We start from the raw sequence: 16,354 nt of genomic DNA on the forward strand, positions 1-16,354 counted from the left end.
TGTAAATTTTGCAAAATATAACAAAAATGAGACGAATTTTGAATTTAATTCTATATTCAATACATAATAGCTTCTGTTTACTGCTGTTGCAAAAGAGATAAATACTCCCCAATCCAATAATGCTCGAATTCTATAGCAGTCTTAAACATGCTCTATATTTACTTTTCCAGGTTAAATATTATTAATCCTTAATTTAAAAAATTCTCAGTGGATTCAAAGAAATGACTAATTATTATCTTGTTTTGATTGAAACGTCTGGTAATCAAAATTTCATTTTTTCAACAAATAAACTTAAGGAAAATATTGGAGCTTCAGAACTAACCTATCAAGCAGGAACTTTTTGGGTTGGTTGGGCAGTTGATCAAGTCAGTGAACAAACTAACTTTAAGAAATGTGCTTCGTCTACAGAATTTAGAGAAGCATTAAAACAACAATCTCGGCTTGAAGATACCCCAAATCAAGTAGCAGAAATTCTTGTCGGAACATCAGGCAAGGCACTAATTTTAACACGATCTGAAGAGACCGCAAAAAAAATTATTAGTACAGTTACACAAAGAGCATTAATTCAAGCACCAGGTCTTGATATTGCTGGGGTATATGTAAAAGTCGAAGATTGGAATTCTTCTAATACCTTACATAGGGCAGTTAAAGAAGTTCACAAAAAGTATGAAAAAGTGCGATCGCGCCGTCCGTCTCCGTTGAATCGTTTTCTGAGACTACCGATCATCGCTGATTGTGCAGTTAGTGAATTACCTGCCTCTTGTTTAGGAAAAACATCGGAAAATGAATTCATTCGTATCTCAAAAGTAAGTTCTGAAAAACGTCAAATTTCTTTAAAAGCAATGAGTCGGTTACAGGCGATCGCCAAGGATCATAAATTATTTCAAGATCTCAATAAATTAGAAAAACAGTTTGATGAATTATCATGGATTGCGATTGTCCATGCTGACGGAAATGGTTTAGGACAAATATTCTTGAATTTTCAAGAATATATTAGTAAACAAGACAATCGCACCTATGCTGATGAGTTTCGCAATTTTTCCATTGCCTTAGATGAATGCACTGAGGCTGCTTTCTGTGAAGCTCTCAAGGTTTTACCAAGAGAAAAAGGAGCTTTACCCATTGTGCCGCTTATTGTTGGTGGCGACGATCTAACAGTTGTTTGTCATGGTCACTATGCCCTTGAATTTACACGAGTTTTCCTACAGGAGTTTGAGAAAGAAACAGCGGAGAAATCAGAGATTACGGCGATCGCCGAAAAAGCATTCGGAGTTGGTAAACTTTCCGCTTGTGCTGGAATTGCCATTATTAAACCCCATTTCCCCTTTTCCGTTGCCTATGACCTCGCAGAAAAATTAATTAAATCAGCGAAAGAGGTTAAGAAAAAAGTTGTTTGTATATCGACAAAGGAAAATCACATTCCAGTAAATACCCCTTTCCCTTGTTCTGCTATTGATTTTCATATTCTCTATGACACTAGTGGGATTGACCTATCAGCCATTCAGGAAAAACTTAAACCTGAAGAAAAAACATTACTCTACAATCGTCCCTATATAGTGACAAATCCAGAGGAAGATCTGATTAATCTCCCCGATCCAAGCGAAGGAGATACAGGAATAAGGTGGATTGAACAAAGACGATGGGAAGTCTTAGAAAAATGGGTAAATCTCGTCGAAGAATTACCAAGTAGTCAAAGTCATGCTTTACGAACGGCTCTCTTTTTAGGAAAAGATACAGCAGAAGCTCAATGCAAGTTAATTGAAAATCGTCATCCTTCATTTCAAGAATTTCTTCAAAAACATTCATTATTTTTCCCTCAAAAGATAAAAGATAAACAGGAGAATATTCAAAATTTTCAAGTCACTTCTTTTTTAGATGCTCTCAATGTCATGGACTTTCTTAAACCCAACAAAAATCAGAATTCAGGAGACAACGAATAATGCCATCATTACCAAAGAATCTTCAATTTAAGCTTCAAATTCAAATGACCAGTGATTGGCACGTTGGCTCTGGTTCTGGTCGGGGTGAAATTGATAGTGCTGTTCAGCGAGATCACGATAATTTGCCCTATATTCCTGCGAAAACTTTAACGGGAATTCTCCGAGACGGCTGCGAACAGGTGGCGATCGCGCTTGATGGCGACACAAAAGGATTTTGGCATGATTGGATTAATTTTATCTTTGGGGATCAACCTGCTCTCGCGGAAGAAGCCATTGAAGGCGCTCCTCGTCCTGCTGTTATTTCTATTCGGTCTGCCTATTTGGAAAATGGATTACAGGATGCCCTCAATCAGAAAAAAGAACTGCAAGGGGCGATCGCCTTTATCAAACCCGGTGTTGCAATTGATCCAGCAACAGGTTCTGCAAAACCAGACTTTCTCCGCTTTGAAGAAGTAGTAAGAACCGGAGCAATATTAACCACAGATTGTCACTTAGATTTTTCAGAATATCCCACAGTTGATCAGACAACAAAAGAAACTGTTTATGCTCTTTTGATCGCGGGGGCAAAACTGGTAGAACGTTTAGGTGGTAAACGGCGGCGGGGTAATGGAACTTGTGACATTACCGTTGACGCTAATGCAAACAACTGGATTACTTGGTTACAAAATCAGTACAGTCAAGCTACTTCACCTCCAGCATGGCAACAATCTCAACTTTCTCCATTTACAAATTCTCAACCTAGTCAATCAAACTCCAATAATAAACAGACATGGTGGCGCATTCCCCTCACACTTCAAACCCTTTCTCCCCTTGTGATCCCTAAGCGCACCGTTGGGAACGTTGTAGAATCTTTAGACTATATTCCTGGACGTTATTTAATTCGTCATCTCCATCGCACTATTGGTCAATACATAGACCTCAATGAGGCGATCGCCACTAATCAGATCATTATCACCAATGCCACCATTGATATTAACGGACAAGCAGGTAAACCGACCCCTCTTTGTTTATTTAGCGAAAAACTTGATGGTGGTTTAAAAGCAGGCAAAAAAGTTTATAACCGTTTTACTCAAACAGAACCCAAAAATGATCAAGGGAAAGAAATTCAACTGAAAGGAGAGCGCAGTGGTTATGTTGGCAAGTTTGATGGTGAAAATCTTCCTGAGCATAAAACCGTCGAATTAGAGATTAATACCCACAACACCATCAGGGATGATGTGCAACGACCAACCAGTGATGTCGGCGGGGTCTACAGCTATCAGGCAATTAAAAAAGGTACGACTTTCCATGCAGAATTGCGTATTCCTTGCCATATTAAAGATTATTTAGACAAAAAAGATCCGAATTGGCATAATAAATTTGACGGAAAAATTCGCATTGGACAATCAAAAAAAGATCAATATGGTTCTGTTGACGTAAAATCTAATCAGCCGACAAAATTTTTAAGCAATAAAACTGTTAATGAGAAGCTTTATGTCTGGTTTTTATCTGATGTTTTACTACGTAATCAAAATCTAAATTCAACAACTAACCCCGAAGATTTTAAAGATGTGTTAGCTAAAGAATTAGGTGTCACACTAACAGAGCCTCCTGATAATCAATTGCTCTCCTTAATGATGCGATCGCAGCGTACAGAGTCATGGCAAGTGCGTTGGGGTTTACCTCGTCCCACGATGCTCGGTTGGCAAGCCGGAAGCTGTGTTGTCTATGAAATAACTGAAGGCATACCTGATTCAGCAAAACTAGCAGAACTAGAAGCAAAAGGGATCGGCGATCGCCGCGTTGAGGGCTACGGTCAAATCAGCTTTAATGATCCTCTATTAACATCAAAACTAAAGGATAAAACTCGTTCAACAGTAGATTCAGATCAACCAAATATCGGGTTCAATCCTATTTCCCAAAATCATCCATCTTTCCAATATGCCCGAATTATTGAAACAGCAGCATGGCGTAAGGCAATTGAGAATAAAGCCTTGGCGATTGCCGCAAATGAGAGTGAACGTCAAGAGATTTTAGGAATAAAAATTATTGGCGAAGAAAGTCATCCCTCCATGAGTCAATTAGGTAGTCTTCGAGCTACGGTGCGTCGCTTAAAGAAGCCACAGGATCGAAACAAAGTAATAAGTTGGTTGACAGCTTTGGAAAGTGTTTCTAATCGTGAGAAAAAATGGGATAAAACAGATCAAGGACTCACAAAAATTAAAGATTTAGTTTTAGAAAAAAACTCAAACTTAATTTGGGACTATTTTAAAAATATCGATTGGGAAAAAATTACGATTACTCAAGGGGGAGAACAAGCCTTAAAAGATGAACTTTGGGCAGAGGCAGTTAGAACCCTAGTCGATGCCATTATTCGAGGTCACAAGCGCGATTTAGAAAAAGCCCAAGACAAAACGAAAAACAATATTAATGGGGAGGCAGCATAAACATGGCACGACAAATTCATACCCGCTGGAAAATTACTGGCACGCTCAAAGCAGAAACCCCGATTCATGTTAGCGGCATGGGTGGTGATGCAGATACTGATCTCGCTTTAGCCGTTAATGGTAAGGGAAATTATTACATTCCCGGAACAAGTCTCGCCGGTGCTTTTCGCGGCTGGATGAAGCAAATACTCGATGAAGATGCTCTCAAAGATATTTGGGGTGATCATGAACATGAAAAAAGAGGAGCGAGTCTAATCATTATTGAAGATGCAGAAATTCAAGACGATCCTCTAATAGAGATTCGAGAAGGTGTCGGCATTGATCGCCATACTAGAGCCGCCGCTGATGGACAAAAATATAACCGAGCAATTCTTCCCAAAGGTGTTACTTTTCCGCTAAAGATTACCCTTGATTGCAAACAAGATAGTGAAGAAACTGAGCTATGGAAACTGTTGTTTGCTTTGGAAAGTGGGGATATCCGTATTGGTGCAGCAAAAACAAGGGGTTTAGGCAAAGTTAAATTAGTCCAAATCAAAATTAAAAAGCACCAACTGAATAGTTCCGATGGTTTATTTAATTCTTTGCTCAATCAAAATTTAAAAGAAGAATGGACAGATCTAAAACAGACGATCATTGATAAGTATCAACCGCCAGCAAAACTTGATCTCAAGATTAACTGGAAACCGAAAGATCCGGTGATGGTGAAAGCTGAAGGAGATGGGATCGCCGTTGATATTTTGCCCCTCGTCAGTCGAGTAGCGAATAATGATGTGCGGTTTGTCATTCCTGGTAGCTCTATCAAAGGGGTACTCCGCGCCCATGCCGAGCGGATTGTGAGAACTGTCTGCGAAAAAGATACAGGCGACAAGTTCTTAAAACAGGTACAGCTATCATTGATTGATGAAGTGTTTGGTGCAGCTTCCTATAAGAGGAAAAAGAAAGATCAAGAAATCGAAACGGGTTTGATCGGCATCCTCGGAGTTGATGACTGCTACGGTACGTTGCCGATGGATCCTGAGCACTGGGCCGCCGTAGAAAATGCGCCTAAAAATGCAAATGATGAGTTTGGAGCCTTCAAAAATACCCTGGCCACTGCACTTGATATCGACCGAGCCGAAGCATTCAAAAAACTCCAACCAGCGATGCACGTTGCCATTGACCGCTGGACGGGGGGAGCCGCTGACGGGATGCTCTACAGCGTTCTCGAACCGATTGGAGTGGACTGGGAACCGATTGGCATTCACCTCGATTTAGCACGATTGGAGAAATACCATTTCGATTTACTGCAGCCTGCGATCGCCCTTTTGCTTCTCGTACTCCGAGACTTTGCTAACCGGAAAATTCCTATTGGCTATGGCACAAATCGCGGCATGGGGACAGTGAAGGTTATAACAGCTACAGCGATAGGCAGCAGTATCAAAAATCTAGATCAACTCAATGGAGAAAATTCTGTTGCCAATGATTTAAGGGATCTTGATCCTCAGCTTTTACAAGATCTGACGAAAGCTTGGCGAGGCTGGATCGAATTATCTACGCAAGCAGATCAAAAGGAGGAAGAAGCTGCATGAGTAATCAGACAACACCTGTGACTTTATATCGTTACGTGAGCAGTAAAGAACTGACTTTAGGGGAGGCGATCGCCGCGGGTGTGGATTATCTCCAAGGGGCGATCGCCCTACTCTACTCTCCCCAAGCTTTTAAAATTGCCCAACTCATCGGTAATCGGTTACAAGGCTCTGAGGGGCAAATTCCAGAAGATCTTGATTCTGTTTTTGAAGCACGCATTTTTAATGAGCAATGTGAATTGCGCTGGCTCAATCAATCTCTCGGTTACGGACAAGTTGTATTTCTTTCTGAACAAAATCTAATCCTAAATGGCTTCCAGGCTCATGACCCCCTTTCCTCAGAAGCCATTGAACAATGGTATTTACTCTGGGGGGAAAAAGTTAAAAATCAACCGCAGGCAATAGGTTGGCTCAGACTAGCGGAAGCCCGCATCGGCAGGCTAGATGTTCCCTTTCCAGAAAACTTAGCCCAGGATCAACGCTTATACCTCAGGACCCAGGAGTATCTAGCCGTCAATGACCAATTTGGGAACTACAGCATTATTGAAGAACGTTTATTAACCTTGGAGGCAAAATAATGACGGCAGAAACAGGTACATTGAAAATTACAAGTAAAAAAAATAAAAAAGGAAATATTAAAAAATCTTTTAGTTTTTTTTACACTCGTTCCGATGGACAATATATATCACTCGCTTTTGACTCCATCTCTTCTGATGAAATTGCGCCCGAACTGCAACAAAAAATTACAAGTACAGAGCGTGGTGAAATAACAGTTGAATTTGAGGAAGAAAATAGACAAATTTTCCGGTTGCGAGAGAAAGGAGAGGTCTGGGCTGTTGCCATTCCGGATGCGGATACCTCAGAGCGACAAGGCCCTACAGAAACTGCGCAAAATGCTAATCCTAACAATTTTCATAATCCCTATAATTTTGTGCCAGCTTTACCCAGAGATGAAGTTAAAGAGGAATTAGGCGATCGCCCCCCTGTTGGTCACGGACGTTATTTAGCAGATCATTGGTCAGGTCGCATTTCCGTAAAGCTGACGACGGTGACGCCCCTGCTCATTCCCGATGCGGCAGAAATGACCAATAATGAAAAGGATCACAAAACCTATCTTGTGCGCCTTGGAGCCGATGGTAAACCCTATTTGCCGCCGACTTCGATTAAAGGCATGTTGCGATCAGCTTATGAAGCAATTACGAATTCGCGTCTTGGAGTTTTTGAGAAACATGATAAGCGGTTAGCCTATCGGATGGATGCACGGGATGGAACGACCGCGAAGCCTGCACGAGTGGAAAAACAAAGCGATGGACAATTATATCTCAGAATTTTAGAAGAACCTAAATCTAGTTGTATTGGAGGAGCAGCGAAATTACCCCGATATGAAAAAAGAAGCCGTCATCCAGATAAAGGAGAAAGTAAAGTTGCACTGAAGTATAGTAATCGACAACTACCTCAGCATGGTGATTCTGTTAGAGTCAGACTGAACAAGGGTAAAGTGACACAGATTGAATCATGGGATTCTAATAATCAACCCGGGGGAGATTGGAAATTAGGATGGGTTTGTGTAACAGGAGCAAATATTGGAGGAAAACAAAATGAGCGTGTTTTTATTCAGCACTCTAATGATCCTACTATTAAAGTTACTCCAGAAATCAGAGAACTTTGGGAAAATTTAATTTCGGATTATCAAAAAAATCATGAAAAAGATTTAAAAGAGCGAAATAAAAAGAACCAATCGCCCAATCAATATTTAGGAGACAAACCTGGGGAGACAGCATGGTCGCGCCACATCCATGATAAAGATCAACTAAATTTGAAAGAAGGTATTCTTTGTTATGTGGAACTCGATCCAGACTGTGATCAAAAAAGACCACATATTAGTGATGTGATTGCCCTGCAACCTGTGACAATTTCAAGACGTTTATACGAACAAAAACCCAGAGATTTATTACCAGAAAGTTTGTATCCACCGGTTGACCTAAGCGAATTATCACCAGCGGATCGTGTTTTTGGTTGGGTAAATCAAAAGCATCGTAAACCCAAACAATCAACATCAAAAGCAAATGCCTATAAAGGACAATTACGAATTCACAGTGTTGAGTGTAAGACAGCCAAAGAAAGTGCGATTACAAGCTTTGAAGATTCGCCATTACCTCTCGCAATTTTAGGAGAACCTAAACCTGCCCAAACTCGCTTTTATACAGCGGCAGATAAACAGGGAACTCCCATGCCAGATAAAGAAGAGAAAGAATATGGTTATGAGAGTAAGGAGAGAGGTTTAAGAGGACGGAAGGTTTATCCACACCATGCCACGCAGTCCGAAGATTACTGGGATAGTTCCACCGATGCTCAGAATCAAGAGTATCGCCGTCCCAATGATGAACGAGGTTCTCAGAATAAATCGCTCAAAAGTTGGGTCAGTCCAAAAACCGAGTTTACTTTTGATATAGATATTATCAATTTATCCAATGTTGAATTAGGAGCTTTACTTTGGCTATTAAAGCTTCCAGAGAATCATTACCATCGTTTAGGCGGGGGTAAACCATTAGGTTTTGGCAGTGCTGCTATTGAGATTATAGATACTAAGTTAGGTACTGGACAAAATTGGAAAACATTTTATTCTTCGTTAACCAACACCCCCCCTTCAAACCTCAATGCAGATGAATTAATTAGTACTTATCGTAGTACAGTTGAGTCTGCTTATGGTAAATTCTTTGAAACAGTTCCATTTATTCAGGCGTTCTGTCGCTGTGCAAGAGGTTTCGATGATGGTGTTGCAATTCATTATCCTTGGAACCCAGAAGCTAAAGGACAACGGGATCCCAATGGAGAAAACTTTAAGTGGTTTGGAGAAAATGAACAGGGCGATCGCCTAAGCTTACCAAGTCTGGCATCAGGGTCAAGCTTACCCCTTAATCCACGAACACAACCAAAAACAAATAATCAAAACCAAGCAGCTTGGAAACGTTCTTCAGAAACTTCAAAAAAAAATCGAGGAACAAAAAAGTATAGATAATTGTTATGTAGGAGATTATTATGCAAACGATCGTCATGACGGTGGGAACATCCTTAAGAACTAATCCTGATAGAAACTTAGATACATCTCAAAAACGTCCCTGGACTAATCATCCTGACCGCCATAAAGATCAACGTATCTTCCCTACAATAGATGAGCCTTTGGCTTGGATGAAAAAAAGTGATCAGGAAATTATTAGTGCAGAAACAAATACCCTATGGCGACTTGACCCACAGGAAGATGATCGTATTCTATTGTTGCACTCAAGCACAGAATCTGGCAAAGAATGTGCTGAGGTCTTACAGGCTTATTTCCAATTAATAGGCCAGAAGAATGTTCAATTAGAAGAGCTTCCTGATATCAACTATGAATTAGAAGAATATGCTCCGCCTCTAGAGGTAATGTCACAATTATTACGAAAACGAATTCAAGAATTTCAGCAAGATGGAACAATAACCCTTGCTGCAACAGGAGGATTTAAAGCTCAGACAATGATTATGGGGCTTATTGGTAATGCTTTAGGTATACCTGTTTGCTATATTCATGAAGCTTACAATGCTTTGGTTTATCTTCCTTATATTGACACTAGCGGTAAGCCACAATCTAAAAGCTTTACAGCTAATCTCCCAGAATCAGGAAGACTACGTAAAGATGTGATTCAAGTCCAAGCAGATAAGCAGAATCACCATCGTCCAAAAACTTGGAAAAAAGTTGAGAAGCTTTTAAAAGATATTCCTTGGGTTGATCTTGTACGATTTGATAAAAATGCTTTTAGTGCGCCAAAAAATGGCATCAAAGGATCTCCGAAAGATCTTGATGATGGTCGTAAGGTTCTTTGGTTACACCTCCATGAAAGTGACAAAAATCATATAGCGGTTGCCATTGAAACAACAGGATATACACCAGAGCATTTGCGAGCGGCTGCCACTGAACTGCGTGAAAAATTGGGGCGTATTTTTTGATTTCATAAGGCGATCGCCAAAGGACAGGAATTATGAGCTAAGCCAAATTTTTCTCATCTCTATTCCCGCATCACTTTTAATCAATGTCTAAAATTCTTTTTGTCACTGTAGGTGGCTCCCATCAGCCGATCATCACCTCGATTCAATCCCTTAAGCCAGACCGAACAATTTTTATTTGTTCTGGGGGCAGTCGAGGTAGCATTTCCCAAGTGATGGGGCAGGACAAACCCTGCGAAGATCGTCGGGGCGCAGAGGTGATCGATCGCCTCCCAAATATCCCGACCCAACTCCAGCTCAGGAATTACGATCCAGACACAGACATTGTGCTGTTAGATAACCCCGATGATCTGTCCGTTGCTTACCAGCGCATTAGTGCGAAGGTGCAAGACATTCAACGGACAGCGCTGAATAGTGAGTTTCTCGCAGACTACACTGGCGGCACAAAAACGATGTCCGTGGCCCTAGCGACGATCGCCCTCGATTATCAGATGACCCTGCATATCACCACGGCGACGCGCATCAATTTGCAGAAAGTGGAGCGGGGGGAGCGGGTGCGGCGCACGGCGGTTACAGGGTTAATGGTGCAACGGCTCCTGGAACAGGAATTACCGCGCTTTTTGGGGCAATATAACTACCCAGCGGCGATCGCCGAATTAGAAAGTCTGTTGCGCGATACCGAAATTGTTGATACAACGATCATAGAAGCTTATTTAAATTTTGCCCAGGGTCTGGATCTATGGGACCGCTTCGACCACACAGAAGCCTGGGGTTACTTAGAACCTTTTTTGAATAATGCCGACCTCCGGCAACTCTTGCTTTTCTTGAAACGGGTGATGGGTAGTCGCCAGGCGATCGCCGCAGCAGTAGATGATAAATTCAAAGCAGAAGGTAGCATCAAAGGACATGGATATGAAATCGTGCAGGATCTACTACTTAATGCCGAACGTCGCGCTCTCCAGGAACGTTACGATGATGCGGTGGCCAGACTTTACCGGGCGCTCGAACTCCTAGAACAGGTCAGACTCTGGCGAGAATATGAAATTAAAACAGGAGATCTAGATCTCAACAAGCTACCCGAAGATTTACGGCCGCAATATGAAGTTCGACGCAGTGAACGCACGGGTAAAATTCAAATCAGCCTGGCTCAAAGTTATGAATTGTTGCAAAGCTTTCCAGATGATCCCCTCGGTCAGCTTTACAGTAGATACAAAGAGAAATTAAAAGATAAACAAAGCTTTCGGAATTATTCGATCCTTGCCCATGGCATGAATCCGGTCACAGCGGCCCAATATCAAGATTTCTATGCGGTTGTCGGCCAATTTATGGAAGAAGCTTTGGGGACTTTGCTTGCTGGGTCAAAATTTAAGCGAGTTCAGTTTCCCCAAAGCATCAGACTGAGTAGTTAGTCGGTCCAGTCCGGTTCATTGTTACGAGCACGACTAATAGCAGCGCCATTATCGATACTCGTAGCCAAGGGCCAAACGATAGAACCAACGACGAAGGCATTAGCAATCGCCTCTTCCACATCTTCACTGGTTGCCCCAACAGCCCCTCCCAGAAGACCCAAACAGGTAAAAGTAATCCAAAAAGCTTTCCAGCGACGGGTATAGACGTAGGCCCCAATAGGAATAAATAAAGCCCACAAAACCACGACCCAAATTTTTTTCTGGGCAAGACGCTCGCGATCTGTCTGGAGTTGAGATAGAGATAATTTACCCATAAGAATATCTTGTCTAAGTTTAGAAAATTCTTCCTCAGTGATTAGGTTTTTGTCTCGGAGGGCTTGAATTTCTTGGAGTTTTTGCAATTTGTCATTCATAGCAGTTATCAAAAAATAAAAATGAATCAGTGAAGGAGCTTACCCGTTGTCTTTTGGTAAATAGCGGCGTTTCCGTTCAGTTAGTGTTTCACCTGACCAAGTTTGCCCAGGGCGATCGCCTAAAGATTTTGATGGCCCTTTGGGTTGAATCAAATCGAGCCCCGCACTGGCCAACAAACCCTGTAGCAAGCGATCGCCCAGTATGCTAAAGCCCAAACTCGCTAAGAAAACCAAGAAAGTATTCATGATCACGGCGAATAGCCCAAGGGGCGCAATAATCAAAATCACCCAAGTCACCCCGGCATTGGCGATCGCTACTAAAAAATTGCGATAAAAAAAGAGCTGTTGCCCAAATTTTGGCCCCATCGACATTGTCTAGTCCCGCCCAACGGTGAAAATATTCGACGATTATGGCCGCTAATCTGAATAGGGGTATTCAAAAAAACGAGAAAATGGCTAAAATTCTCGACATTATCGACTATGACGACTCTCTATCTCACCGAAACAGGTACTAGCGTCCGTTACGAAAACCATCAACTGGTGATCACGCGTCATCAAAATGTACACCGTTTTCGCTTTGGGGAATTAGATTTGGTGCTTGTTTTACCGGGAGTTCATCTCTCTAGCCAGGCGATCGCCCAACTCCTTGACCGGGGCGTTGAGACGATCTTTCTCAAAAGTTCGGGTCAATTTCGGGGGCGACTCCAGGGGCAATTTTCCACCAATCCCCAGATTCGCCTCGCCCAATACCAGGTCAGCGATAGTTATTTTGGTTTAGCTCTCGCTCAGAATTTTATCCGGGGCAAAATTCAAAATCAGCGGGTGCTCCTCCAGCGGCTGAACCGGAAACACCACGGCCAACTGACCCCCCTCGCCGAAGCGGTGGATACCATTGCTGCCCAGCTGCTCCAACTGCGGCATATCCAGAGTCCCAGCCGTGAGCAACTCATGGGTTTTGAGGGCATTTGCTCCCGTTACTATTTCCAGAGTCTGCGCCTAGTCTTTTCTGATGGCTGGGGGTTCCAAAAGCGCGATCGCCAACCGCCCCCGGACCCGATCAACGCGCTCTTGAGTTGGGGCTATGGTGTGCTGTTATCGCGGGTTTTTGCGGCGACGGTGCAGGCGGGCCTCGATCCTTATCTTGGTTTTTTTCATACGGTTCAGCCCTATCGCCCCAATCTTGTGCTCGATCTGATGGAAGAGTTTCGCCCTATCCTCGTCGATCGTCTGGTGTTACAGATCGTCAATAACAATCTCCTTTCACCAGAAGATTTTGTCCCCAGTGATACGGGTCAAGGCATCTGGTTAGGGCCTCTGGCGAAAAAGGTGTTGCTCCATGCGATCGAAAAAGACCTCCAGACGCCTCTGTTCTATGGACCCCAAAATCGTAAGCTCAAGCTCAATCAAATCATGCTCGAACAATGTCGGGCGATCGCCCGTTGTCTTTTGCACCGTTCCCTCGACTATGAGCCCTACACAATTCGCTAGAAAGTTTAGGGAGTGTTGTTCAGGAGGTGGGGAGGGGACAATCGGGTCATGTTGTGGTTACTTTGTTATGATGTTGCGGACAATAAGCGTCGCCGCAAGCTAGTCCAGCTTTTAGAACAGCGTTGTCTACGGGTGCAATATTCTGTTTTTGAATGTCCTTTGGATGAGAAAACTCTGCGCCGTCTTCTCCAGGAGCGTTGGTTGCCTGTGTTGAATCTCAAGCAGGACAGTCTACGGATTTATCCCCTTGATAAAAATGCGGTGCGCCGTACTCTGGTTTATGGCAGCCCGCCTCCCTATGAGCCGCCAGATTATGTGATTTTGTAGGGAAAAATGAAGGTTACGAAACATTAAGGCGAGGGAAGGCTTTGTCGCTATGACTGTAGCAGAGTAAGAAGAAGGATTTGTAAATGAGGGTTAACTTATTGGGTTATGGTCGGCTGATTTGTAGTTTTTTTGATAAAATCTGGTTTATTAAGAGTTTTCAGACTTTTTTACGGCAGTGAATTTATTTTATGGAAAAAATCAGAGCCATTTTTTGCTTCCTGTCGGAAATGCACCTCGAAAACCGCATAAAATAAAGTTTCCAAATGACTAGGGCTCAACAGCCTAAAAACCCCGCCAGGGGACGGAAACACGATTAATATCAAACAATTGAGAAGCATCTACAGTGCCTGGCTCAACAGCCTAAAAACCCCGCCAGGGGACGGAAACTCAAAAGACGAGAATCACCCTTCATATCTTTTGGAGTGTAAGCTCAACAGCCTAAAAACCCCGCCAGGGGACGGAAACTCCATAATCACCTCCTCATAGAATTCTGGAGGCAACGTTGCTCAACAGCCTAAAAACCCCGCCAGGGGACGGAAACGCACAGAAACTCTGATCTAATTCAGGAGGTAGATTCGTTCTAGCTCAACAGCCTAAAAACCCCGCCAGGGGACGGAAACCTCGCTTATCTTGAACTTCCTTGATGAAGGAGAAGACTGCTCAACAGCCTAAAAACCCCGCCAGGGGACGGAAACTCCTTTCTATTTTTCAACAGAAGAAGAATCTCTTCTTTCTGCTCAACAGCCTAAAAACCCCGCCAGGGGACGGAAACTTCAAGTTGGAGAACATTGCATTACGGTTAAAACCGTGGCTCAACAGCCTAAAAACCCCGCCAGGGGACGGAAACCCGTTTCCATACCATTAGCAAACCAATTAGAGCACCCTTCGCTCAACAGCCTAAAAACCCCGCCAGGGGACGGAAACGAATCCTTGGAGCTTAAGAAAAGCTTAAAACGTTGCATGGGGCTCAACAGCCTAAAAACCCCGCCAGGGGACGGAAACCACTGAGCCTCGCGTCTTGACCGCCACCATTGCCACTGCTCAACAGCCTAAAAACCCCGCCAGGGGACGGAAACGCAAACTTTGTGGAGGCTTTTCTCGCAGCCCAGTAGGCTCAACAGCCTAAAAACCCCGCCAGGGGACGGAAACAACAGCTAGAGAGAAAACATTTCGAAGAGTTTGCTCAAGCTCAACAGCCTAAAAACCCCGCCAGGGGACGGAAACAAACAGCTCTTTCATCCGTAGCTTGACAAGAAGAATAATGCTCAACAGCCTAAAAACCCCGCCAGGGGACGGAAACCCTGTGATAAGTCCCCACACAAGCAAGGATACACCGACAAAGCTCAACAGCCTAAAAACCCCGCCAGGGGACGGAAACGTCACTGGGGCAGTAATACCCACTTTTTCCAGTCTCCCGCTCAACAGCCTAAAAACCCCGCCAGGGGACGGAAACCTTGAACACGAAAAGTGTAAAACCATTCGGAATATTGCTCAACAGCCTAAAAACCCCGCCAGGGGACGGAAACTTTTAGGTGAGATTGGAATTTGAGATAATTTCTGAAAGCTCAACAGCCTAAAAACCCCGCCAGGGGACGGAAACTTCATACTCTACAGAGAGAAGATCAGGGACTCTCAGCTCAACAGCCTAAAAACCCCGCCAGGGGACGGAAACATGACAACAGCATTCATACCTCTAACTAAACTTTCAATAAGCTCAACAGCCTAAAAACCCCGCCAGGGGACGGAAACGACTGCCCGCGGAGGCAATCAATGTAGTCACTAGGACTGCAGGCTCAACAGCCTAAAAACCCCGCCAGGGGACGGAAACAATCATTGTAACGGATTCGTGGCGGATAATGAAGTTGCTCAACAGCCTAAAAACCCCGCCAGGGGACGGAAACTGAGCCTAATCACTTTATTAACTCTACAGGCTCTAGGAGAGCTCAACAGCCTAAAAACCCCGCCAGGGGACGGAAACACGGTCTTAGTTTTGACCGTCAACAAACGTACAAGAGGCTCAACAGCCTAAAAACCCCGCCAGGGGACGGAAACCAAAGACTCCAATCAATTGTTGTCCCTTCGAGAGTTTCGCTCAACAGCCTAAAAACCCCGCCAGGGGACGGAAACAGTAACCTCCATTTCTCTGAGCTTTCGCTCGCGCTTCTGGCTCAACAGCCTAAAAACCCCGCCAGGGGACGGAAACGTTGGAACTGTCAATACAGTAGAGGCTAAAGCACATAATGCTCAACAGCCTAAAAACCCCGCCAGGGGACGGAAACTGCTTTTTTAACTGCTGCATTTAAATCATCACAGATTGCTCAACAGCCTAAAAACCCCGCCAGGGGACGGAAACGGCTTCTGCTTCTTAGCTTTGAGAGCTTTGTACTCTTGAAGCTCAACAGCCTAAAAACCCCGCCAGGGGACGGAAACATAGGTAAGCCCCCCTACCTCCAGTCGATTTGTACAAAAGCTCAACAGCCTAAAAACCCCGCCAGGGGACGGAAACCAATATAGCTCCTGCAATAGAGTACGAATCTGCTAGATTCGCTCAACAGCCTAAAAACCCCGCCAGGGGACGGAAACAGTGGCGGCACTGGCTAAGTCGTAGGCTTCGAGAGCCAAGGCTCAACAGCCTAAAAACCCCGCCAGGGGACGGAAACCCGATTCATGGATATTGCGAAGTCGCTGGCTAATTGTTGCTCAACAGCCAGTAAAATATAAAGTTTCAAAAAAAGAAAAATCCCAGTCGCGGGTCTGGTGCGCGAACACCAAAAACCCCACTGGGCGTAACCTGAACAAGAGGTCACC

11 protein-coding genes and 1 CRISPR repeat array are annotated in these 16,354 nt (G+C 43.7%); of the genes, 9 read left to right on the forward strand and 2 right to left on the reverse strand.

Features of this window, described 5'->3' with window-relative positions; all coding sequences use genetic code 11:
- Positions 1–221 precede the first annotated feature (221 nt).
- The 7 genes from ACZ45B_RS14870 (at position 222) to ACZ45B_RS14900 (ending at position 11,318) form a co-directional block, all read left to right on the forward strand.
- Positions 222–1,940 (forward strand): Cas10/Cmr2 second palm domain-containing protein, encoded by a 1,719-nt coding sequence (locus ACZ45B_RS14870; RefSeq protein ID WP_024547089.1) that lies wholly within the window; start codon positions 222–224, stop codon positions 1,938–1,940.
- Complete coding sequence (locus ACZ45B_RS14875) at positions 1,940–4,366, forward strand: RAMP superfamily CRISPR-associated protein (RefSeq protein WP_029682029.1); 2,427 nt, start codon at positions 1,940–1,942, stop codon at positions 4,364–4,366. The genes ACZ45B_RS14870 and ACZ45B_RS14875 overlap by 1 nt, the downstream gene beginning before the upstream one ends.
- Positions 4,367–4,368: 2 nt before the next feature.
- On the forward strand, positions 4,369–5,934 hold the full coding sequence (locus ACZ45B_RS14880; protein WP_024547087.1) for an RAMP superfamily CRISPR-associated protein: 1,566 nt from the start codon (positions 4,369–4,371) through the stop codon (positions 5,932–5,934).
- A complete protein-coding gene (gene csx19, locus ACZ45B_RS14885) occupies positions 5,931–6,509 on the forward strand; it encodes a type III-D CRISPR-associated protein Csx19 (protein WP_024547086.1) in 579 nt (192 codons plus the stop codon). The genes ACZ45B_RS14880 and csx19 overlap by 4 nt, the downstream gene beginning before the upstream one ends.
- Positions 6,509–8,950, forward strand: coding sequence for a TIGR03986 family type III CRISPR-associated RAMP protein (locus ACZ45B_RS14890; RefSeq protein WP_464675050.1), 2,442 nt, complete (start codon positions 6,509–6,511; stop codon positions 8,948–8,950). Before csx19 ends, ACZ45B_RS14890 begins: the two co-directional genes overlap by 1 nt.
- 20 nt (positions 8,951–8,970) lie before the next feature.
- Complete coding sequence (locus ACZ45B_RS14895) at positions 8,971–9,912, forward strand: putative CRISPR-associated protein (RefSeq protein WP_024547085.1); 942 nt, start codon at positions 8,971–8,973, stop codon at positions 9,910–9,912.
- 83 nt (positions 9,913–9,995) lie between these two features.
- Positions 9,996–11,318, forward strand: a complete 1,323-nt coding sequence (locus tag ACZ45B_RS14900) for a TIGR02710 family CRISPR-associated CARF protein (RefSeq protein WP_024547084.1) — start codon at positions 9,996–9,998, stop codon at positions 11,316–11,318.
- Here the strand turns inward: ACZ45B_RS14900 and ACZ45B_RS14905 are convergent.
- Together ACZ45B_RS14905 and csx18 are read right to left on the reverse strand one after the other, a co-directional pair.
- Positions 11,315–11,731 (reverse strand): SHOCT domain-containing protein, encoded by a 417-nt coding sequence (locus ACZ45B_RS14905; protein WP_024547083.1) that lies wholly within the window; start codon positions 11,729–11,731, stop codon positions 11,315–11,317. The two genes, ACZ45B_RS14900 and ACZ45B_RS14905, sit on opposite strands and share 4 nt — an antisense overlap.
- A gap of 39 nt (positions 11,732–11,770) precedes the next feature.
- Entirely contained in the window at positions 11,771–12,097 is a 327-nt protein-coding gene (gene csx18 / locus ACZ45B_RS14910; RefSeq protein ID WP_024547082.1) for a CRISPR-associated protein Csx18, read from the reverse strand.
- 114 nt (positions 12,098–12,211) lie between these two features.
- On the opposite strand from csx18, the gene cas1 reads away from it, so the two are divergent.
- Together cas1 and cas2 are read left to right on the forward strand one after the other, a co-directional pair.
- On the forward strand, positions 12,212–13,219 hold the full coding sequence (gene cas1, locus ACZ45B_RS14915) for a CRISPR-associated endonuclease Cas1 (RefSeq protein WP_024547081.1): 1,008 nt from the start codon (positions 12,212–12,214) through the stop codon (positions 13,217–13,219).
- 48 nt (positions 13,220–13,267) lie between these two features.
- Positions 13,268–13,546, forward strand: coding sequence for a CRISPR-associated endonuclease Cas2 (gene cas2 / locus ACZ45B_RS14920; RefSeq protein ID WP_024547080.1), 279 nt, complete (start codon positions 13,268–13,270; stop codon positions 13,544–13,546).
- 272 nt (positions 13,547–13,818) lie between these two features.
- A CRISPR array of direct repeats spans positions 13,819–16,206; the repeat unit is 37 nt; unit sequence GCTCAACAGCCTAAAAACCCCGCCAGGGGACGGAAAC.
- Positions 16,207–16,354 lie beyond the last annotated feature (148 nt).

This window comes from Picosynechococcus sp. NKBG15041c (genome assembly GCF_055380235.1).